We start from the raw sequence: 20,119 nt of genomic DNA, 5'->3' as shown, positions 1-20,119 counted from the left end.
GCTTTTTAAGCTTACAGGCTGGTTACGTTGCCAGCTGCCGGGCCTTTAGCGCCGCTTTCGATGGTGAAGGAAACTTTCTGACCTTCGTCCAGAGATTTGTAGCCTTCGTTCTGGATAGCAGAGAAGTGTACGAACACGTCTTTAGAACCATCGTCAGGAGTGATGAAACCAAAACCTTTGTCAGCGTTGAACCATTTTACGATACCAGTCATTTTACCGGACATAGTGAATTACCTTTAAAAAAAATAAATGAGCCTTTCGGCGTTACGGTCTGGACTACAGATTTGAAGCGATAAAGGGAAAGTTCACTACCGGGGTATCAACGGATAACCTTTGAAGGACTGCTCTATTCGAATGCTCTGTGGTCTTTACATCAAACCTGCGAGCATTAACGCATGTTCACGTTGTGATAGCAAACTTTTTTTTATTGGCATGAAAACGGTCCTTTATCAGGACCGCTAGCCGAAACCAAAAAACGCTAAAATTATGAGTCAATAAGCTGTCTTGAAAGCTGCGGATTCGCCTGTATCAGGCGCATCAGCTTAAGCTCCGTGGGAGAGGGCTTCACGCGTCTCGATTCCCACTCTTGTACCATTGCTACACTGACGCCCATGGCGCTGGCAAAATCATCTATTTTCAGCCCGGTGCCTTTGCGTAGCTGGTCAAATTCAATGCTTGCGGCGGGCTTACGCGTCAGCGAGGCCGCCTGTGCCTGATCTTTAAAAATAATTTGTTCAAGGTTGCTCAGCAGTTCAAATGCAGGATCTTTATATTCCATTGAGAACTCCTCTCTTTCATACGGCGGAGGGTGAATTATGTAGAGCCTCTTAAGAATAGTCGGAAAAAAAAGTCAGGAATGATTACCGTGGTAATTATTTATCACTTGAGGTTCTTTACGTCCGTTTCCAGCGGTATAACGTGCTGAAAAGTAATAGAGAGAGCCGTTAAGAAAATTATTGTAAACAGATAAGAAGAAAAGCGGAAAAGGCCAGCGCGCGCCCGCTGGCCGGTGTATTACGCCTTTTGCAGCTTCTTCACATCGCCTTGCGAAGCCGCGGGTTGCCGTTGGCCCAGCTTATATTTGACCAGCAGCGCAATGGCCGACAGGAAGGCCGGAATAGCCAGCAAGGAGAAAATCGTTTCGAAAGAGAGCTGGGCCTGCATCAGGAACGCGCCGCTAAAGGCGCCGAGGATACCGCCAAAGCGGCCAATCCCTAACATCCAGGCCACGCCGGTCGCACGTCCCTGTGTGGGATAGAAACCGGCGGCCAGCGCAGGCATTGATGATTGCGCGCCGTTCATAATGCTGCCGGCGATAAAGACCATTATCCCCATCAGCAGCAGGTTATGGGTCGAGAAACCAACCAGACAAACGAACACGCCGGTCAACAGCCAGCCCACGGCAACCACTTTGTTTGGGTTGAGCTTATCCATCAGCGCGCCGAGGATAAGCACGCCAATACCGCCGCCCAGCGGGAACAGCGCGGTGATAATAGAGGCCTGACTCATCGTCGCGCCGGTTTCGCGGATGAGCAACGGCAGCCAGCTGGTCAGCAAATAGAAGATCAGCAGGCCCATAAAGTAGGTCAGGCAGAGCATGATGGTGCCGACGGCGTAGCGCGGAGAGAAAATCACGCCGATGGATGATTTCTCTTGTATCTGGCCCGCTTCGCGTAGCTCAAACTCAGCCTGCTCGGGAACCGGCGCGATGCGGCGCAGGATCGCGGCGATACGCTGTGCAGGTTGGCGTTTGACCACCATATAGCGCGCGGATTCCGGCAGAAGGAAGATCAGCACTACCGCCAGCAGCAGCGGCATCACTCCGCCAAGCACCAGCACGCTTTGCCAGCCGTAGTGGGGGATCATCCAGGCGGAGAGGAAGCCGCCCAGCGAGGAGCCCATCGGAAAGCCGACGAACATCAGGTTGACCATCAGCGCCCTACGCCGCTCGGGGGCGTATTCGCTCATCAGCGTCGCGGCGTTCGGCATGGCGGCGCCCAGCCCAAGGCCGGTGAGAAAACGCAGTAGCGTCAGTTGGTTAAGGCTGGTAGCAAAGGCGGTCAGCAGACTGAAGCCGCCGAAAACCACGATGGACATAATCAGAACTTTTTTCCGCCCAACGCGGTCGGCGAGCGGTCCGGCGGTCAGCGCGCCGACGGCAAGCCCGACTAAGGCGGCGCTCATCACCGGGCCTAACGCCGATTTTTCGACGCCCCATTCCTGCACCAGGTCAGAGGCGATAAAGCCGATTATCGCGGTATCGAATCCGTCCATCGCGACGGTGATAAAACATAAGGCCAGAATCATCCACTGGTATTTCGTGAAGGGATGTTCATTGATAAAAGCCTGAATATCGATGGTTGTGTTCTTCATGCGGCATTCCTGGCAGGCAGAGCGGGGGACAGAGATATACCCGTCATACTTCAAGTTGCCTGTGCGTTGGCTTCGCTCGTTCACCCTAGTCACTTACACCAGTAAGCTCCTGGGGACTCCCTCACTTGCCGCGTCACTCGGCCTAAGGCCTCGCCCCTTACGGGGCCAGCGCAAGCGCTGTTCAAAACGGTTTAACGTTTTGTCCCGCAACTCGAATTATTTTGGGTATAGATTATTGTTATCTCCCTCGCGGTCGTTGATGTTGTTTGTGCGATTATCGAACAATGCGCCGTTAATCGCTCATTTAATAAAATCATCGAACGGTGGTTCAGGCAATGCGGGAGAAAAGGGAAGCGTGCGATTATCGTCCGCTTTACGGGCAACTCGGGAGTGAGGTTAAAGTAATCGTAGTAAAATCATATTATTAGATAAACTCGCTGCGCGCTGAACGATGGTGGTAATTGTGATGAACTTAACAGAGGCCGCCGCCGCGCGCTAAAACGTCGAAAACCCGGTTTTAAAGGCGGAAGATTGTCAGGAAAAGGTATCCTGCAAGGCCGACCTGGACTATCCTTGTCAGCGTCTGGCACGTGTGTGTCTGTTTGCGCTTTTTTTGGCTGAAAGGAGTAAAAAAATGGCGACAGGAAAGTCCTGCTCTCGCTGGTTTGCGGCTATTGCGGCCCTGTTAATGGTGGTTAGCCTGAGTGGGTGTTTTGATAAAGAAGGCGATCAGCGCAAAGCGTTCATCGACTTCCTGCAAAATACGGCAATGCGTAGCGGCGAACGTCTGCCGACGCTGACCGCCGATCAGAAAAAACAGTTCGGGCCTTTCGTTTCCGATTACGCGGTGATTTACGGCTATTCACAGCAGGTAAGCCAGGCGATGGATGCGGGTTTGCGTCCGGTAGTTGATAGCGTGAACGCGATCCGCGTACCGCAGGATTATGTTACCCAGCGCGAGCCGCTGCGTCAGGCAAATGGCGCTTTGGGCGTACTGAGCCAGCAACTGGAGAACGCAAAAATACAGGCGGATGCCGCCCACGGCGCGCTGAAACAGGGTGACGATCTCAAGCCGGTCTTCGACCAGGTCTATAATAAAGTCGTGACGGCCCCGGCGAATGCGCTACAGCCGTTAATTCCGGCAGCGCAGGTATTTACCCAGCAGCTGGTGCAGGTGGGTGATTTTATCGCCCAGCAGGAGACTCAGGTCAGCTTCGTGGCGAACGGTATTCAGTTCCCGACTTCGCAGCAGGCCAGTCAGTATAATACGCTGATTGGACCGCTGGCCGCTCAGCATCAAGCTTTTAATCAGGCGTGGACAGCGGCAGTTAACGCGACCCGTTAACGGCTCTGACAACCCGGGCAAGGCTTCACCTTAGCCCGGGTTTTCTTTTTTCACTTCTCACTTCACCTGCGGATTCACGCAGTTCTTCTCAACATTGCCGTTCAGGGCATCAATCAGATTATCCACCGCGCAGGCCGCCATGTTATAGCGGGTTTCATGCGTGGCTGAGCCAATATGCGGCAACGCGACGACATTCGGCATGCTCAGCAGCGGGGAGTCTTTCGCCAGCGGCTCTTGTTCAAAAACGTCCAGCCCGGCAGCATAAATTTCACCTTCCTGCAGCGCGGCAATCAGCGCCTTCTCATCCACTACCGGTCCGCGCCCGGCGTTAATAAAGATGGCGGAGGACTTCATTTTGGCAAACTGCGCTTTGCCGAACAGGTGATGAGTCTCTTCGGTCAGGGGCAGGATCAGACAGACAAAATCCGCTTCCTCCAGCAGGGTATCGAGATCGCAGTAGCGGGCGTTAAAGCGCTCCTCCGCCTGCGGGTGCTGGCGGCGGGCGTTGTAGAGAATGGGCATGCCGAAGCCCGCGTGGGCGCGCTGGGCGAGCGCCATCCCGATACGCCCCATACCGACGATACCGAGGGTTTTATGGTGCACGTCGTTGCCAAACCAGTCCGGGCCGATGCTTTTGGTCCACTCGCCGGCCTTCACGCGGTTAGCCACTTCCACCACCCGACGCGCGGTGCTCAATACCAGCGCCATCACGGTATCGGCGACGGTCTCGGTCAGTACCGTCGGGGTGTGCATCAGCAGTACTTTACGCGCGTTCAGCGCATCGACGTCGAAGTTATCGTAGCCGACGGAAATGGTCGAAGTTGCACGAAGCTTGGGCATTTTCTCCAGTAACGCGGTATCGACTTTTTCGCTGGAACCCAGCAGACCTACCGCCTCAGCAAACGCGGCGGCGTGCTGTGAAACGGTCTCCGGACGCAGGTTTTTCACCTGCGTGACGGTAAAGTGTTGTTCCAGACGCTGTTGCAGGTCGTCGGGAAGCGTTTTGTAGAGAATGACTGACGGCTTCATGCGGTTCTCCGTTGCGTTAAGGTTTCAGGCGTGACGTGCGCCGAGCGGAAGTTTTTGATTATTAGCAGGCTTAACAATCAAAGTAAGCCATACCGAGACGAAAAGCGCCACTCCCATGAAAATGTACGAGGCTGCGGGGCTGCCGGTGGTGCCGTTCAGGTAGCCGACAAACCATGAGCCAAAGAACGAACCCAGCGCGCCCATGCTGTTAATCAGGGCCATGGCGCCCCCGGCGACGTTACGCGGCAGCATCTCGGGAATGATGGCGAAGAACGGCCCGTAGGGGGCGTACATCGCCGCGCCGGCAATCACCAGCAGGGTATAAGAGACCCAGAAATGGTTGGCGCCAACGGCCCAGGAACCAATAAAGGCGAAGGCGGCAATCAGCAGCAGCGGCCAGACGAACAGCTTGCGGTTCTGCATTTTATCGGAGGCCCATGACACCACGATCATCGCGATGGTTGCCGCCAGATAGGGGACGGATGAGAGCCAACCGACCTCGACCATGCCCATATTCTCGCCGCCGCTGCGGATAATTGACGGCAGCCACAGCACGAAACCGTAAACCCCGATGCTCCAGGCGAAATACTGCATGCACAGCAGGACAACGTTGCGCGAGCGGAAGGCTTCGCCGTAGTTGCGCACCGGTTTGATTCCCTGCTGTTCACGCTCCAGCTGCTCCTGCAACGCGGCTTTTTCGCTTTCCGCCAGCCAGTTGACCTGCGAAGGTTTGTCTTTTACCAGCACCCACCAGCAGAAGGCCCAAATTACCGCCGGAACGCCTTCGATAATAAACATTTCCCGCCAGCCGAATGCCTGAATCAGGTAACCGGACACCACCGACATCCACAGCACCGTCACCGGGTTGCCGAGGATCAGGAAGGTATTGGCGCGCGAGCGTTCAGATTTGGTAAACCAGTTGCTGATGTAAATCAGCATCGCCGGCATGACCGCGGCCTCGACGACGCCGAGAATAAAGCGAATCGCCGCCAGCGCGGGAATATTGTGCACCATCCCGGTCAGCGAGGCGCAGGCACCCCACAGGATCAGGCAGATAAAAATGAGTTTGCGTACGCTGCGGCGTTCGGCGTAAATCGCGCCGGGGATCTGAAAGAAGAAGTAGCCAAGGAAGAACAGCGCCCCCAGCAGGGAGGAGATACCTTTGGTGATCCCCAGATCTTCAGTAATACCGGCCGCCGAAGCGAAGCTGAAGTTAGCGCGGTCGAGGTAGGCCAGGCTATACGTGATAAACACGATAGGCATGATGTACCACCAGCGTTTTGTTGCATTCGTCGAACTATTCATAGGTATGCCTCTGTGAGTGAGGTGACGCTCATCATAGAAAAGATCCGTTACGCCGCGCTGCATGTAGGGTACAGAACGGCCTGACGTTGTGCTGAATCTGCTTACTCGCCCAGCGCCTCACGCGTGGGTAAGCCTTCGCTATCGCCCTGAACCTGAATGGCCAGTGAGCCGATTTTGTTTCCGCGTTTCACCGCCTGCCGCAGCGGTTTTCCTTCCAACAGGGCGCTAATCACCCCGACGGCAAAGCCATCGCCGGCACCAACGGTATCGACGACGTTATCTACTTTTATCGCCGCCACGGCCCTCTGTTCGCCGTCGGCCGTTTTATACCAGGCGCCGTCGGAACCGGTTTTAATGATGACCGCACGAACGCCCTGGCCGAGATAAAAGTCGGCGATGGCTTCCGGCGTTTGTAGACCGGTCAGAATCATGCCCTCTTTTAAACCCGGTAGAACCCAGTCGGCCTGAAACGCCAGCTGGTTAAGCTTCTCGATCATTTCGCCTTCGCTTTTCCACAGCGTTGGCCGCAGGTTGGGGTCGAACGAAATCGTTTTTCCCTGCGCTTTCATCGTGCGCGCCGCGCGCTCCAGCAGGGCGTATGAGCTTTCCGACAGCGCGGCGGCCACGCCGCTTAAGTGCAGGTGACGGGCGCTGGCGAAATACGATTCATTAAAATCGTCCGGCGACAGATGGCTGGCGGCGGAGCCTTTGCGGAAATATTCCACAATGGGATCGGTTCCATTTTCGACTTTAGATTTCAGCTGAAAGCCGGTAGCGTAGCGGCCATCGGTACTCACGCCGCGGGCGTCGATTCCCTCTTTCGCCAGCGCGTTGAGGACGAAGCGGCCAAAGCTGTCCTTGCCGATGCGGCTTACCCAGCCGACGCTCAGGCCGAGGCGAGCCAGCCCGGTCGCGACGTTCAGTTCCGCGCCCGCCACGCGCTTCATAAAATGTTCTACTTCAGCCAGCTCGCCGGTCTCTGTGGCGACAAACATCGCCATGGCTTCGCCTATCGTGATGACATCTAATGCTTTTTGCATAACTTAATCCTCGCGTAGCAGGTTGACGTAGCGGCGGGTCACGGCCGTCAGGTCATGGCCAGTCAGCGGAAATTCAATCCCGCGCGGGGCATCGGCGGGCAGGTTATCGAGCAGCGCCAGCCAGCGTCCGGAGGCTTCATCCGGCGGTACGGCGCGAAAGTGCGAATGGTGCGGCTCAGCCGCCTTAACATGAATATAGCTGACGGCCGGGGCCAGGTGGCGCGCGGCCTCTTCCGGCGAGTCGCCGACCCATAGCCAGTTGCCCATATCAAAGGTGAGAGTGATCGGCAGCTGGTTAACCCGGCAGGCGGCTTTGAAGCGCTGCATCGGCGCCAGCTGGCCGCAGTCGGTTTGATCGTTTTCCACCACCAGCGCCATGCCGCTCTCGCGCAAAATATCGCGCAGGGTTTCCAGGCCATGGTGGTGGGTAAAATGGCCCAGCGAGAGCTTAAGCCACAGCGCGTTAAGGGTTTGCGCTTCCTGTAAAAGGTCAGAAAGATGGGGGTTAAGCGCTCCGTCTGCGGCAAACAGGGCTTCCGGCGCGGAATAGCAAACCAGCAGGCCGCGGCGCTCAATATCGGCGGCCAGCTCCGCCAGGCTGTTCAGCTCATCCGCGCTGAAAAGTTCCCGGCGGATCTCTACGCCGTCCGCGCCGGAACCGGCGATAAACGGCAGTACGGCGGACTGCCCGCCAAGCGCTTTAATATGGTCATTCCCGTACGCGGCGGTAACGACAATAATCTTTCTGGCCATCCCAATACTCCCGACGATAATCTGATGCGTTGTTTATTACGCTAGATGGTATCGGTTCCAAAGCAAAGGCCAGGATGTCTAATTTATGATCGCCATCACGAAGGATCGTTAGCGGGAGGTGGAGCCTCTGACGATCAGCTCGCCGGAAAACACTCGTTCGCAGACCGGGTCGTTGCTGCCTTCAATCCGACGCACCACCTGCTCGACGGCGGCGAAGCCAATCTGCCAGGTCGGCTGTTTGAGCGTGGTGATCCCCACGCCCGCCAGTTCGGCCCACTCCAGCTCATCGAAGCCTAGCAGGCCGATATCGCTGCCCCAAATCAGGCCAACGCGTTTAAGCGAGCGTGCCACCTGCAGCGTCAGCGCGCCGTTGGCGGAAATCACCGCCTTGCGCATGCCGCGATGGTGGGAGTGGAAATGGCGCAGGACGTTATCCAGCATCGCGCCATCGTTCAACGGTACTTCGGCGTTTTCCGCGACGATACCGCTGTGGTGCTGCAGGGTGTGACGAAAGGCGCTCAGGCGCTCGCGGCGGGTATTGACCGAGCCAAGGGGTTCGCTGAGGAACAGCAGGGCCTCGAAGCCTTTTTCCACCAGGTGTTCGGTGGCGGTGGTGGCGGCCTGGGTATTATCGAGGCCGACGACATCGCAGGCGAATTCTGGAATCTTGCGGTCGATAAGCACCATCGGTAGCGCCGACTGCTGCAGGCGGTTCAGGCCGTCCTCGCGCATCCCGACGGCGTTGACCACGATCCCTTCCACCTGGTAACTGCGCAGCAGGTCGAGGTAGTGCAGCTCCTGGTCCAACTCGTTATTGGTATTACATACCAGCAGGGTGAAACCCTTTTCGCGACAGGCGGCTTCAATGCCGCTGAGCACGTTGACGGAGTAGGGATTGGTGATATCGGCGATGATCAGGCCGATCAGCCGGGTGCGGCCATGCTTCAGGCCGCGGGCCATCAGGCTGGGACGATAGTCGAGCTCGGCAATGGCTTTTTCAATCCGCCCCAGCAAATCCTCGGAAAGCAGATGCTTTTCGCCGTTCAGATAGCGTGAAATGCTGGTTTTGCCGGTCTGTGCGGCTTTCGCCACATCGCTAATGGTTGCTCGCGCCGCTTTCGCCATGGTGGCTTCCTTTGCTGAAATCTGCACACACCTTAGCGCGAAAATTCGCTATATCAAGCATTTTGCCCGGCGAGTCGCCGGGCAAAGAGGGCATTACTGCAGCGGGCTGAGGGTAATTTCAACGCGGCGGTTCTGCGCTTTGCCTTCCGCGGTGCTGTTGCTGGCGATCGGGTTCGCCGGGCCCATGCCGGTAGTGCGGATGCGGTTAGCCGCTACGCCCTGGGTGATAAGCGCGCTGGCGACGCTCTCCGCGCGCTGCTGAGAGAGGCGCATATTCAGATCCTGGCTGCCGGTGCTGTCGGTGTAGCCAACCACGTTAACGGCGGTTTTCTCATACTCTTTTAGCACCATCGCTACCCCGGTCAGGGTATTGGCGCCCGCCGGTTTCAGATTGGCGCTGCTGCTGTCGAAGGTCACATTGTTTGGCATGTTCAGCACGATATTGTCGCCATTTCGCGTCACGCTTACGCCGGTTCCCTGCATTTTCTCGCGCAGCTTCGCTTCCTGCACGTCCATATAGTAACCAATGCCGCCGCCCAGCGCCGCGCCGGCCGCCGCGCCGATCAGCGCGCCTTTGCCGCGGTCATGTTTGGAGGAAGAGAGCACCCCTACGCCTGCGCCGACTAACGACCCAATGCCCGCGCCGATCCCGGATTTACCCGCTTCGCGCTCCCCGGTGTAGGGGTTGGTGGTACAGCCAGAAATAGCCAGTGCGCCGCTAACGACAGCCGCAATCATGAGTACGCGTTTTTTCATCTTATTTCCTTAATCCTTTTTATTCTTTGCCACAGCGACCGTGACGGTTGATTATGACGCGCGAAACCGGAGAAAATTCCGCAGAGAGCATCTCAATTTGTAAATAACATTGAACGGCTGAATAACGTGCCGTCACCACACCTGCTATCGCTGACCAGGAGCCCGCATTGCCAACCTCATCCGCCACCAAAACTATCCTCACCGCAGCCCACTGGGGGCCAATGCTGGTCGAAACCGATGGCGAGAACGTCATCTCATCGCGAGGGGCGCTTGATACCCCTTTCGCCAACTCGCTGCAAAGCGCCGTACGCGATCAGGTGCATAGCAAAACCCGCGTACGGTACCCGATGGTACGTAAGGGATTTCTCGCCTCGCCTGAAAGCCCGCAGGGCGTGCGCGGGCAGGATGAGTTTGTGCGGGTAAGCTGGGATCGGGCGCTGGATCTGATTCACGCCCAGCATCGCCGAATTCGCGAAAGCTACGGCCCGGCGTCGATTTTTGCGGGTTCCTACGGCTGGCGCTCAAACGGCGTGCTGCACAAAGCGGCGACGCTGCTCCAGCGCTATATGAGCCTGGCGGGCGGCTATACCGGGCATCTGGGCGATTATTCCACCGGCGCGGCCCAGGCGATCATGCCGTACGTGGTTGGCAACAATGAGGTTTATCAGCAGCAGACCAGCTGGCCAATGGTGCTGGAACATAGCGATGTGGTGGTGCTGTGGAGCGCTAACCCCTTAAATACGTTAAAAATCGCCTGGAACGCTTCCGACGAACAGGGTATCCCGTGGTTCGACCGTCTGCGCCAGAGCGGGAAGCGGGTGATCTGCATCGATCCGATGCGATCGGAAACGGCGGAATTCTTTGGAGATGCGGCGGAGTGGATCGCCCCGCATATGGGCACCGACGTCGCCCTGATGCTTGGTATCGCCCATACGCTGGTGGAAAACGGCTGGCAGGATGACCAATTTTTGGCCCGTTGCACCAGCGGCTATGACGTTTTCGCCCGCTATCTGGCCGGCGAGAGCGACGGAACGGCAAAAACGGCGGAATGGGCGGCGGCGATCTGCGGCGTTAGCGCGGATAAAATTCGCGAACTGGCAAAACTTTTCCACGAAAACACTACCATGCTGATGTCCGGCTGGGGCATGCAGCGCCAGCAGTTTGGCGAACAAAAACACTGGATGCTGGTGACCCTTGCGGCCATGCTCGGCCAGATCGGCACTGAAGGCGGGGGTTTTGGCCTTTCCTATCACTTTGCTAACGGCGGCAACCCTACGCGGCGTGCGGCAGTGCTGGCCTCAATGCAGGGTAGCGTGGCGGGCGGTACCGACGCGGTAGCGAAAATTCCGGTCGCGCGCATCGTTGAAGCGCTGGAGAACCCCGGCGCCGCTTATCAACATAACGGGATGGATCGTAGCTTCCCGGATATTCGCTTTATCTGGTGGGCGGGCGGCGCCAACTTTACCCACCATCAGGACACCAACCGGCTGATCCGCGCCTGGCAAAAACCGGAGCTTATCGTGATTTCAGAATGCTTCTGGACCGCGGCGGCGCGCCATGCCGATATCGTCCTGCCCGCGACAACCTCGTTTGAACGCAATGATATGACCATGACCGGGGATTACAGCAACCAGCATCTGGTGCCGATGAAGCGGGTGGTCGCGCCGCGCGATGAAGCGCGCGATGATTTCGAGGTCTTCGCCGACCTCAGCGAGCGCTGGGAAGCGGGCGGGCGGGAGCGCTTCACCGAGGGTAAAAACGATCTGCAGTGGCTGGAGACGTTTTACCAGATTGCCGCCCAGCGCGGGGCGCAGCATCAGGTTACGCTGCCGCCGTTCGCCCAGTTCTGGCAGGATAATCAGCTGATTGAAATGCCGGAGAGCCCCGAAAACGCGCGCTTCGCCCGTTTTGCCGCCTTCAGGGCCGATCCGCAGGCGAACCCGCTGAAAACCGCTAGCGGTAAAATTGAGATTCACTCACCGACCATCGCCGGGTATGCCTATCCGGATTGCCCGCCGCATCCGATGTGGCTGGAACCGGACGAGTGGCATGGCAATGCGCAGGAAGGTCAGCTTCAGGTGCTGTCAGCGCATCCGGCGCACCGCCTCCACAGCCAGCTCAACCATACGTCGCTACGCGAACGCTACGCGGTGGCGGGCCGTGAACCATTAACCATTCATCCGCGCGATGCGCAGGCGCGTAATATCGCCGATGGCGATCTGGTGCGGGTATGGAATTCACGCGGCCAGGTGCTGGCCGGCGCGGTAGTGACTGACGGTATTCGTCCTGGGGTTATCTGCTTGCATGAAGGAGCATGGCCCGATCTCGACCCTCAGGCGGGGATCTGCAAAAACGGTGCGGTGAACGTGCTGACCAAAGATATTCCGACATCGCGGCTGGGCAACGGCTGCGCCGGAAATACGGCGCTGGCGTGGCTGGAAAAATATATCGGGCCCGAGCTTACGCTGACGGCATTTGATCCGCCGACCAATGCATAATCCAGGTCGGATGCTGGGTTTCATCCTGCCATGCGCAGTCTTCAATACGGAAGCCTTGCGCATGGTAGAAATTCACCGCCTGAACGTTTTTCTGGTATACCTCAAGGGTTAGCCAACCGTAGTGTTTTTTGACTTCGCCAATCAGCGCGCTGCCGATACCCTGTCTGGCTGCATCCGGTGCGACGAACAGCGCGCCGATGAAGCGTGACTCCATCACGCTGATAAAACCCTTCAGCACGCCTTCCTGCTCCCATACCCAGGTTTGGGCGGAGGGCAGGTAAACGTCGCGCACTATCGCCAGACTGTCATGCCAGTAGCTTTCGGCGATAAATGGGTGGGCGTGGATCGTACTCTCCAGCCATAGCTCAAGCAGCGGGCCGGTTTCGTTAGCGTCCCAATTGCGAATCATCCTGGCCTCCTGAGCGACAGAAACAGCCGGTAACGTGGTCATTGACCAGACCGCAGGCCTGCATAAAGGAGTAGCAGATCGTTGAGCCGACAAACTTAAAGCCCCGTTTTTTCAGCGCTTTTGACAGCGCATCAGAAGCCGGAGTGGTTGTCGGGATCTCCGCCAGCGCGGCGGCGGTAGTCACCTGGGGATGATTATCGACGAATGACCAGACGAAATCTGCGAAAGGCTCGCCATTTTCCTCCATCGCCAGAAAGGCCCGGGCGTTGCCGATGATGGCCTGAATTTTCCCGCGATGGCGAATAATACCGGCATCGAGCACCAGACGTTCAACATCTTCTTCGCCCATCGCCGCGACGCGAACCGGGTCAAACTGATGAAAGGCGCTGCGGTAGTTTTCACGCTTTTTCAGTACGGTGATCCACGATAGCCCGGCCTGCTGGCCCTCGAGACAAATCATCTCAAACAGCTTGCGGGGATTTTTTTCAGCAACGCCCCACTCGTTATCGTGGTACTCAATGTATAAAGGATCCTGACTGACCCATCCGCAACGTTGCATCTGTCTCTCCCTTTTGTCATAAAAATCAGCCGGGCAACTTGACGGCTGTAAGATAAAGATAATAGTTAATACAGGGTTATTATCCCCAAAACAGGGATAGGATACCCCATAAAAAAACACAGCAACCTTGCCGTTTCGGCTCTTTTTGGAGTCGCATTAATGATAATAAAGAAATGCAATGGCCTCCGGGTATTCCTGGTCCCGGCGTATGTATCCGTCTGGGCGTCGTGTGTTGCCGGTGCGAATGCCTGGCAACAGGAATATATCGCTATCGATACAAAAAGTAATACTGCGGAACGCTATACATGGGACAGCGATCACCAACCGCGCTATGAAGATATTCTCGCGGAGCGGATAAATGCGTCCGACGATCCTTCCGGACTGGCGTTTAATCAGGCGGTCTCTCCAGTGGATAGCGCACGCGGTATGAGCGTCGGCTGGAATTTCTCTCTGACCGAGGGTATGACGTCCGGCCCGGTCGCCAGTTTACATTCCGATCTGACGTCGCCGCCGCTGACCCGCAATACGGCCGGAACCGGCTACGTGAATACGCTGGGCTGGCGGGTAGATTATCAGAAGCTATGGGGCGTACATCCGTGGGCCCAGGTGAGCTATAACCAGGGATTCACGGCTGATGCCGGCGGACAGAATCGCACGCAGGACGGTGCCTGGCGGGACGTGACCTTTGGCGCCGATATGTCGCTCAACTCTCATCTTGCCGCCTGGGCGGCGTTGTCGCAGGCGGACAACTTGCCCAACGGGGCAAACTATCTCTATTTAATGGGCGTGAGCGCCAATTTTTAATTTATTCGTCATGCTTCAAGCTGGAGATGCGTTGGCTGCAATTCTAATTATTTAGGCTAATTATGTAGCATATTTGATACGTTTAATTTACTTCATAATTACAGTAATGATGCATCTTCTGGCGGTAGCAGGTACTAACTTTTCAATGAATATTTAAGGCGTGAATGTTTTTCACTGTCATTCATTCCGCCTTTAGTGCATTTCATTCCGCGGTGACGGCAGTTCATGCCTTTTTTCCCCAGGCTTAAAGGGGACTTCGTTATGGTGGCGGCAGTTAATTATCCAGGACAACTGCTATGAACGCTGCAAACCGTCAATACACCCGCTGGCTTACGCTGCTTGGCACTATCATTACGCAATTTGCGCTGGGATCGGTTTATACATGGAGTTTGTTCAATAGTTCGCTTTCCACCAAGCTGGACGAACCGGTCAGCCAGGTGGCGTTCTCATTCGGCCTGTTAAGCCTTGGCCTGGCGCTCTCCTCATCCGTGGCGGGCAAATTACAGGAACGTTTCGGCGTCAAACGCGTCACCATGGCGTCCGGCGTCTTGCTGGGCCTCGGATTCTTCCTGACCGCGCATTCAAACAGCCTGATGATGCTGTGGCTGAGCGCGGGCCTTCTGGTCGGGCTTGCCGACGGCGCCGGCTATCTGCTGACGCTGTCGAACTGCGTCAAATGGTTCCCGGAACGTAAGGGGTTGATTTCTGCTTTCTCTATCGGTTCTTACGGGCTTGGCAGCCTGGGTTTCAAGTTTATTGATTCCCATCTGCTGGCGACGGTCGGTCTGGAAAAAACCTTTATCATCTGGGGCGCTATCGTGCTGGTGATGATCGTTTTCGGCGCGACGCTGATGACAGACGCGCCGAACCACACCGTCTCCGCGAACAATGGCGTGGTCGAAAACGACTTCACACTCGCCGAATCGATGCGTAAACCTCAGTACTGGATGCTGGCGGTGATGTTCCTGACCGCCTGCATGAGCGGCCTGTACGTGATTGGCGTAGCGAAAGATATTGCCCAGGGAATGGTGCATCTCGATGTGGCGACGGCAGCCAACGCGGTGACGGTGATTTCCATCGCTAACCTGAGCGGCCGTCTGGTTCTGGGCATTCTGTCGGATAAAATGTCGCGCATCCGGGTGATTACCATCGGACAGGTCGTTTCGCTTATCGGTATGGCGGCGCTGCTGTTCGCTCCGCTGAACGCCACGACTTTCTTCGCCGCCATCGCCTGCGTGGCCTTTAACTTCGGCGGCACGATTACCGTCTTCCCGTCGCTGGTCAGCGAGTTCTTTGGCCTCAATAACCTGGCGAAAAACTACGGTGTGATTTATCTCGGTTTCGGTATCGGCAGCATCTGCGGTTCGCTGATTGCTTCCCTGTTCGGCGGTTTCTACGTGACCTTCTGCGTCATTTTTGCGCTGCTGATTCTTTCCCTGGCGCTTTCGACAACGATTCGCCAGCCGAAAAGTGAAATTTACCACCAGGCTCATGCCTGAAACCGGGCGTTATTACGGCCCCGATGGTTAATTACCTAAGCTAATAGTGCCAATCCAACCAAATGTTTTGTAAATGTTTGGTTGGATCACATTCCCTCCTGATACTTTTTCCTTCCGCTGTGGTCTACTTATCGCGCTTTGTAGAGGTTTCTTATAACCAAGCTAAACGCACTTTATTAACCTGCTTACTTATATCGCTTAAGTCGGGCGGTTTTATCTCTTCGTTTTCCAGGTTTTTTGCATGAAATACATTAAAACGATGACGCAGCTGAAGCTCAGTATCTGGCTGGCGCTGTACATCGGCTGGTTTATGAACGCTGCCGTATTCTTCCGCCGCTTCGAAGGGTACGCTCAGGAGTTTACCATCTGGAAAGGACTCTCCGGTGCAGTTGAGCTGATTGGGACCTTTCTGGTCACCTTCTTTCTGCTGCGTATTTTGTCGCTGTTTGGCCGCCGGGTCTGGCGCATCCTTGCGACCATCGTTGTACTATTCTCCGCCGCCGCCAGCTATTACATGACCTTCCTGAACGTGGTGATCGGCTACGGGATTATTGCCTCGGTGATGACTACTGACATCGACTTGTCCAGAGAAGTTATCGGCTGGCACCTGATTCTCTGGCTGGTGCTGATGAGCGCGCTGCCGCTGGTGCTTATCTGGAGCAACCGCTGCCGCTTCACGCTGCTGCGTCAAATTCGTACGCCCGGCCAGCGGATGAAGAATATTACCATCGTGCTGCTGGCTGGCCTGATGGTTTGGGGGCCAATTCGTCTGCTGGAGGTTCGCCAGAAGAACTTCGAGCGCAGTTCCGAAGTCGATCTGCCAAGCTATGGCGGGGTGGTGGCTAATTCCTACCTGCCGTCTAACTGGCTTTCAGCGCTGGGTCTTTACGCATGGGCGCAGGTGGATGAGTCTTCCGATAATAAATCTCTGATCAATCCAGCGAAAAAATTTACCTACGTTGCGCCGCAAGGGCTGGATGACACTTATGTGGTGTTTATCATCGGCGAAACCACCCGCTGGGACCATATGGGCATCCTGGGCTATAACCGCAATACCACGCCTAAGCTGGCGCAGGAGAAAAACCTGGTCGCTTTCCGCGGATACTCCTGCGATACCGCGACTAAGCTGTCGCTGCGCTGTATGTTCGTTCGTCAGGGCGGGGCGGATGATAACCCGCAGCGGACGCTGAAAGAACAGAACGTCTTTGCCGTCCTCCACCAGCTCGGCTTTACCGGCAATCTGTACGCCATGCAGAGCGAGATGTGGTTCTACAGCAACACAATGGCGAACAATATCGCCTATCGCGAGCAGATTGGCGCTGAGCCGAGTAACCGCGGCAAGAGCGTTGACGACATGCTGCTGGTAGATGAAATGAAGCGCGGGCTGGCGAAGAATCCCAATGGTAAGCACCTGATTATTCTGCATACCAAAGGATCGCACTTTAACTATACCCAGCGCTATCCGCGCAGCTTTGCCCAATGGAAGCCGGAGTGCGTTGGCGTCGATAATAAATGCTCGAAGGCTGAGCTGATTAACTCATACGATAACAGCGTGACTTACGTCGATCACTTTATCGTTAGCGTGCTGGATCAACTGCGGGATAAGAAGGCGATTGTTTTCTATGCAGCCGACCACGGCGAGTCCATCAACGAGCGCGAACACCTGCACGGGACGCCGCGCAAGATGGCGCCGCCGGAGCAGTTCCGCGTGCCGATGCTGGTGTGGATGTCCGATAAGTATCTGGAGTCGCCTGACCACGCAGCCTCCTTTGCGCGCCTGAAGCAGCAGGCGGCAATGAAGGTACCGCGTCGTCACGTAGAGCTCTATGACACCATTATGGGCTGTCTTGGCTATACCTCGCCGGACGGCGGGATTAACCAATATAACAACTGGTGCCACGTTCCTGACGCTGTGGCGAAGAAGGAGTAGCAGAGTGGCGAGTTTCTCGCCGCTTGAGCGACTTTTTCATAATAAGGCATTGACGGGTGTGTATCGCAGCAGTAAGATGCGCCCGCATTCGGTGATTGGCGCAGCCTGGTAGCGCACTTCGTTCGGGACGAAGGGGTCGGAGGTTCGAATCCTCTATCACCGACCAAATTCAAAAAGCCTGCTCAACGAGCAGGCTTTTTTGCGTCTGTCGCCGGTAAAGGCGCCCAGCACCGCCTCCGGGAATTTCAGCGACTCTGCGCTCGGCTCCCCGGTGGCGGCTGACGCCTTACCGGGGGGGCTACGGGTTCACCGTTGTCTGCGGGCCGGTAGCCCGGACAGATGCGCAGCATCGCCTCCGGGAAAATACGCTGCTTGCTAAGAGTGTAAAAAAACGCCTCCACCCTCATTTCCTGGCGCCAATTCCCTGTTTTGTGACATCTTCCATTGTATTTTTTTATATATACTCCGATCTTTTTTCGCGAAGCTTATGGATAACTTCAGCATTTTCCGCTGTGCGTTTTAACGTTCACGCTATTTATCGCTCACATATTGGTCACATCGCAAGAAATTTTTACCATTTGCCATAATTGCTTATCACTGGCTACCGGAAAATATTAAGGCGTTTATTCTGTATACTGGCCGCTAGCATAAATTTCTCTGCTGGAAATAGCGCTTTGCACTTTTTTTAATCTTTGCCTGCCGATTCTCACCCCGGATGTAAAACCTGGTTGGCTGTATTGACGTTTCCCCATTCTGTTGACAGATTGTAGGGCATGAGGGGCATTTCATGGAGAATCCGTACTGCAACTCAGTCGTTTTTGTGAAAGGAATCCCCATCTCTCTCAACGCTTTCGGGCACCACCGACCGGACCGGGTATATTCTAAATAGTTCGAGCTGCGGGAAGGCGGCAAGCTTGAGAATCCCCAGGAGCATAGATGACTATGTGACTGGGGCTATCGAGCGCAGCCAACGCATCCGTAGTTCGAAATATGACGAATAAAAATAAATAAAGGTCTGGCGGATATATGCAAACAACATCACATTTGGAGCAGAATAATGAGTATTTCCTTGAAAAAATCAGGGATGCTGAAGCTTGGTCTGAGCCTGGTTGCCATGACCGTCGCAGCAAGCGTACAAGCGAAGACCCTGGTTTATTGTTCAGAAGGTTCGCCGGAAGGCTTTAACCCGCAGCTCTTCACTTCTGGTACCACCTATGACGCCAGCTCAGTGCCGATTTATAACCGCCTGGTAGAATTCAAAACCGGCACCACGGAAGTCATTCCGGGCCTGGCTGAAAAATGGGAAGTTAGCGAAGACGGGAAAACCTATACTTTCCATCTGCGTAAAGACGTGAAGTGGCAGGATAACAAAGATTTTAAACCGACCCGCACGCTGAACGCCGATGACGTTGTCTTCTCATTCGACAGACAAAAAAATACCAACAACCCGTACCATAAAGTGTCTGGCGGCAGCTATGAATACTTTGAAGGCATGGGGTTACCTGACCTGATTAGCGAAGTGAAGAAAGTGGACGATAATACCGTCCAGTTCGTGCTGACCCGTCCGGAATCGCCGTTCCTTGCCGATCTCGCTATGGACTTCGCCTCTATTCTGTCAAAAGAGTATGCCGACAACATGCTGAAAGCCGGTACGCCGGAAAAAGTGGACCTCAACCCAATCGGTACCGGCCCGTTCCAGCTGCTGCAGTATCAGAAAGACTCCCGTATTCTCTATAAAGCCTTCCCGGGCTATTGGGGCACCAAGCCGAAAATCGATCGCCTGGTCTTCTCCATCACCCCTGATGCTTCCGTGCGCTACGCTAAGCTGCAGAAAAACGAATGCCAGATTATGCCGTACCCGAACCCGGCAGACATCGCGCGCATGAAACAAGACAAGAACATCACTCTGCTGGAGCAGCCGGGCCTGAACGTCGGCTACCTCTCTTTCAACACCGAGAAGAAGCCGCTGGATGATGTCAAAGTTCGCCAGGCGCTGACCTACGCGGTAAACAAAGAAGCGATTATCAAAGCCGTTTACCAGGGCGCAGGCCAGGCCGCGAAGAACCTGATCCCGCCGACCATGTGGGGCTATAACGACGACATTAAAGACTACACCTACGATCCAGAGAAAGCGAAAGCGCTGCTGAAAGAAGCAGGCCTGGAAAAAGGCTTCACCATCGACCTGTGGGCGATGCCGGTACAGCGTCCGTATAACCCGAACGCGCGCCGTATGGCTGAGATGATTCAGGCTGACTGGGCGAAAGTCGGCGTCCAGGCCAAGATCGTGACCTACGAGTGGGGTGAATACCTCAAGCGCGCGAAAGCGGGCGAACACCAGACCGTCATGATGGGCTGGACCGGCGACAACGGGGATCCGGATAACTTCTTCGCCACCCTGTTCAGCTGCGCGGCGGCAAAAGACGGTTCTAACTACTCCCGCTGGTGCTACAAACCGTTTGAAGATCTGATTCAGCCGGCTCGCGCCACCGATGACCACAACAAACGCATTGAGCTGTACAAACAGGCTCAGGTCGTGATGCACGATCAGGCTCCGGCGCTGATCGTCGCTCACTCCACCGTCTATGAGCCGGTGCGTAAAGAAGTCAAAGGCTACGTGGTCGATCCATTAGGTAAACACCACTTCGATAACGTCTCTATCGAATAATAACAGCGTGTTTCCCCTCTCCCCGCCTT

Annotated in this window: 17 protein-coding genes and 1 tRNA gene; 7 read left to right on the top strand and 11 right to left on the bottom strand. The window is 55.7% G+C overall.

Translation table 11 applies throughout. The features are described from left to right. Positions 1–11 precede the first annotated feature (11 nt). The 3 genes from cspE to KCG39_RS17360 form a co-directional block, all read right to left on the bottom strand. Positions 12–224 carry a transcription antiterminator/RNA stability regulator CspE gene (gene cspE / locus KCG39_RS17370; RefSeq protein ID WP_004126446.1) on the bottom strand — a complete coding sequence of 71 codons (213 nt, stop codon included), beginning with the start codon at positions 222–224 and terminating at the stop codon, positions 12–14. Positions 225–484: 260 nt separating this feature from the next. Beyond that, positions 485–778: an HTH-type transcriptional regulator gene (locus tag KCG39_RS17365; RefSeq protein WP_004126445.1), complete on the bottom strand. Its 294-nt coding sequence runs from the start codon at positions 776–778 to the stop codon at positions 485–487. Positions 779–1,014: 236 nt separating this feature from the next. Continuing rightward, positions 1,015–2,373, bottom strand: a complete 1,359-nt coding sequence (locus KCG39_RS17360; protein ID WP_087828551.1) for an MFS transporter — start codon at positions 2,371–2,373, stop codon at positions 1,015–1,017. Between the two features lie 634 nt (positions 2,374–3,007). Here KCG39_RS17360 and KCG39_RS17355 point away from each other — a divergent pair. Further along, complete coding sequence (locus tag KCG39_RS17355) at positions 3,008–3,718, top strand: DUF3053 domain-containing protein (protein ID WP_004126443.1); 711 nt, start codon at positions 3,008–3,010, stop codon at positions 3,716–3,718. Positions 3,719–3,775: 57 nt separating this feature from the next. Here KCG39_RS17355 and ghrB read toward each other — a convergent pair whose 3' ends face one another. The 6 genes from ghrB to KCG39_RS17325 all read right to left on the bottom strand — a co-directional run bounded on the left by ghrB (position 3,776) and on the right by KCG39_RS17325 (position 9,726). Continuing rightward, entirely contained in the window at positions 3,776–4,747 is a 972-nt protein-coding gene (gene ghrB, locus KCG39_RS17350) for a glyoxylate/hydroxypyruvate reductase GhrB (RefSeq protein WP_004126442.1), read from the bottom strand. 24 nt (positions 4,748–4,771) lie between these two features. After that, positions 4,772–6,052 carry an MFS transporter gene (locus KCG39_RS17345; RefSeq protein WP_004855346.1) on the bottom strand — a complete coding sequence of 427 codons (1,281 nt, stop codon included), beginning with the start codon at positions 6,050–6,052 and terminating at the stop codon, positions 4,772–4,774. 101 nt (positions 6,053–6,153) lie between these two features. Next, positions 6,154–7,092 carry a sugar kinase gene (locus KCG39_RS17340; protein WP_142468085.1) on the bottom strand — a complete coding sequence of 313 codons (939 nt, stop codon included), beginning with the start codon at positions 7,090–7,092 and terminating at the stop codon, positions 6,154–6,156. Positions 7,093–7,095: 3 nt separating this feature from the next. Continuing rightward, complete coding sequence (locus tag KCG39_RS17335; RefSeq protein ID WP_142447004.1) at positions 7,096–7,845, bottom strand: sugar phosphate isomerase/epimerase family protein; 750 nt, start codon at positions 7,843–7,845, stop codon at positions 7,096–7,098. 108 nt (positions 7,846–7,953) lie between these two features. After that, a complete protein-coding gene (locus KCG39_RS17330; protein WP_211811435.1) occupies positions 7,954–8,970 on the bottom strand; it encodes a LacI family DNA-binding transcriptional regulator in 1,017 nt (338 codons plus the stop codon). 93 nt (positions 8,971–9,063) lie between these two features. Continuing rightward, positions 9,064–9,726 carry an OmpA family lipoprotein gene (locus KCG39_RS17325; RefSeq protein ID WP_004126414.1) on the bottom strand — a complete coding sequence of 221 codons (663 nt, stop codon included), beginning with the start codon at positions 9,724–9,726 and terminating at the stop codon, positions 9,064–9,066. Between the two features lie 167 nt (positions 9,727–9,893). Between KCG39_RS17325 and KCG39_RS17320 the strand changes: the two genes are divergently transcribed. After that, positions 9,894–12,224, top strand: coding sequence for a molybdopterin guanine dinucleotide-containing S/N-oxide reductase (locus KCG39_RS17320; protein ID WP_004126411.1), 2,331 nt, complete (start codon positions 9,894–9,896; stop codon positions 12,222–12,224). Here the strand turns inward: KCG39_RS17320 and KCG39_RS17315 are convergent. Then, on the bottom strand, positions 12,187–12,633 hold the full coding sequence (locus KCG39_RS17315) for an N-acetyltransferase (protein ID WP_004126407.1): 447 nt from the start codon (positions 12,631–12,633) through the stop codon (positions 12,187–12,189). The two genes, KCG39_RS17320 and KCG39_RS17315, sit on opposite strands and share 38 nt — an antisense overlap. Beyond that, positions 12,611–13,192: a DNA-3-methyladenine glycosylase I gene (gene tag, locus KCG39_RS17310; protein ID WP_004126404.1), complete on the bottom strand. Its 582-nt coding sequence runs from the start codon at positions 13,190–13,192 to the stop codon at positions 12,611–12,613. Before tag ends, KCG39_RS17315 begins: the two co-directional genes overlap by 23 nt. Before the next feature lie 159 nt (positions 13,193–13,351). Between tag and KCG39_RS17305 the strand changes: the two genes are divergently transcribed. The 5 genes from KCG39_RS17305 (at position 13,352) to dppA (ending at position 20,090) form a co-directional block, all read left to right on the top strand. Further along, on the top strand, positions 13,352–13,996 hold the full coding sequence (locus tag KCG39_RS17305; RefSeq protein WP_004126401.1) for a hypothetical protein: 645 nt from the start codon (positions 13,352–13,354) through the stop codon (positions 13,994–13,996). A 296-nt stretch (positions 13,997–14,292) separates the two neighbouring features. Continuing rightward, positions 14,293–15,495 carry an L-lactate MFS transporter gene (locus tag KCG39_RS17300; RefSeq protein ID WP_004126398.1) on the top strand — a complete coding sequence of 401 codons (1,203 nt, stop codon included), beginning with the start codon at positions 14,293–14,295 and terminating at the stop codon, positions 15,493–15,495. Positions 15,496–15,736: 241 nt separating this feature from the next. Further along, the gene (gene eptB / locus KCG39_RS17295) at positions 15,737–17,425 is read left to right on the top strand and encodes a kdo(2)-lipid A phosphoethanolamine 7''-transferase (RefSeq protein ID WP_142468086.1); all 1,689 of its coding nucleotides are present in this window, start codon (positions 15,737–15,739) and stop codon (positions 17,423–17,425) included. Positions 17,426–17,514: 89 nt separating this feature from the next. Next, positions 17,515–17,591, top strand: a tRNA-Pro gene (locus KCG39_RS17290). A gap of 891 nt (positions 17,592–18,482) precedes the next feature. Continuing rightward, positions 18,483–20,090: a dipeptide ABC transporter periplasmic-binding protein DppA gene (gene dppA, locus KCG39_RS17285; RefSeq protein WP_004126393.1), complete on the top strand. Its 1,608-nt coding sequence runs from the start codon at positions 18,483–18,485 to the stop codon at positions 20,088–20,090. Positions 20,091–20,119: the final 29 nt, after the last annotated feature.

The sequence above is a fragment of the Klebsiella pasteurii genome (assembly GCF_018139045.1).
Classification (GTDB): Bacteria; Pseudomonadota; Gammaproteobacteria; order Enterobacterales; family Enterobacteriaceae; genus Klebsiella; species Klebsiella grimontii.
This window is presented reverse-complemented; position numbering and strand designations above follow the sequence as displayed.

What these genes read in the sequence shown, in the direction of transcription:
- cspE (WP_004126446.1), bottom strand. Translation starts at nt 224, where the DNA reads ATGTCCGGTAAAATGACTGGTATCGTAAAATGGTTCAACGCTGACAAA.
- KCG39_RS17365 (WP_004126445.1), bottom strand. Translation starts at nt 778, where the DNA reads ATGGAATATAAAGATCCTGCATTTGAACTGCTGAGCAACCTTGAACAA.
- KCG39_RS17360 (WP_087828551.1), bottom strand. Translation starts at nt 2,373, where the DNA reads ATGAAGAACACAACCATCGATATTCAGGCTTTTATCAATGAACATCCC.
- KCG39_RS17355 (WP_004126443.1), top strand. Translation starts at nt 3,008, where the DNA reads ATGGCGACAGGAAAGTCCTGCTCTCGCTGGTTTGCGGCTATTGCGGCC.
- ghrB (WP_004126442.1), bottom strand. Translation starts at nt 4,747, where the DNA reads ATGAAGCCGTCAGTCATTCTCTACAAAACGCTTCCCGACGACCTGCAA.
- KCG39_RS17345 (WP_004855346.1), bottom strand. Translation starts at nt 6,052, where the DNA reads ATGAATAGTTCGACGAATGCAACAAAACGCTGGTGGTACATCATGCCT.
- KCG39_RS17340 (WP_142468085.1), bottom strand. Translation starts at nt 7,092, where the DNA reads ATGCAAAAAGCATTAGATGTCATCACGATAGGCGAAGCCATGGCGATG.
- KCG39_RS17335 (WP_142447004.1), bottom strand. Translation starts at nt 7,845, where the DNA reads ATGGCCAGAAAGATTATTGTCGTTACCGCCGCGTACGGGAATGACCAT.
- KCG39_RS17330 (WP_211811435.1), bottom strand. Translation starts at nt 8,970, where the DNA reads ATGGCGAAAGCGGCGCGAGCAACCATTAGCGATGTGGCGAAAGCCGCA.
- KCG39_RS17325 (WP_004126414.1), bottom strand. Translation starts at nt 9,726, where the DNA reads ATGAAAAAACGCGTACTCATGATTGCGGCTGTCGTTAGCGGCGCACTG.
- KCG39_RS17315 (WP_004126407.1), bottom strand. Translation starts at nt 12,633, where the DNA reads ATGATTCGCAATTGGGACGCTAACGAAACCGGCCCGCTGCTTGAGCTA.
- tag (WP_004126404.1), bottom strand. Translation starts at nt 13,192, where the DNA reads ATGCAACGTTGCGGATGGGTCAGTCAGGATCCTTTATACATTGAGTAC.
- KCG39_RS17305 (WP_004126401.1), top strand. Translation starts at nt 13,352, where the DNA reads ATGATAATAAAGAAATGCAATGGCCTCCGGGTATTCCTGGTCCCGGCG.
- KCG39_RS17300 (WP_004126398.1), top strand. Translation starts at nt 14,293, where the DNA reads ATGAACGCTGCAAACCGTCAATACACCCGCTGGCTTACGCTGCTTGGC.
- eptB (WP_142468086.1), top strand. Translation starts at nt 15,737, where the DNA reads ATGAAATACATTAAAACGATGACGCAGCTGAAGCTCAGTATCTGGCTG.
- dppA (WP_004126393.1), top strand. Translation starts at nt 18,483, where the DNA reads ATGAGTATTTCCTTGAAAAAATCAGGGATGCTGAAGCTTGGTCTGAGC.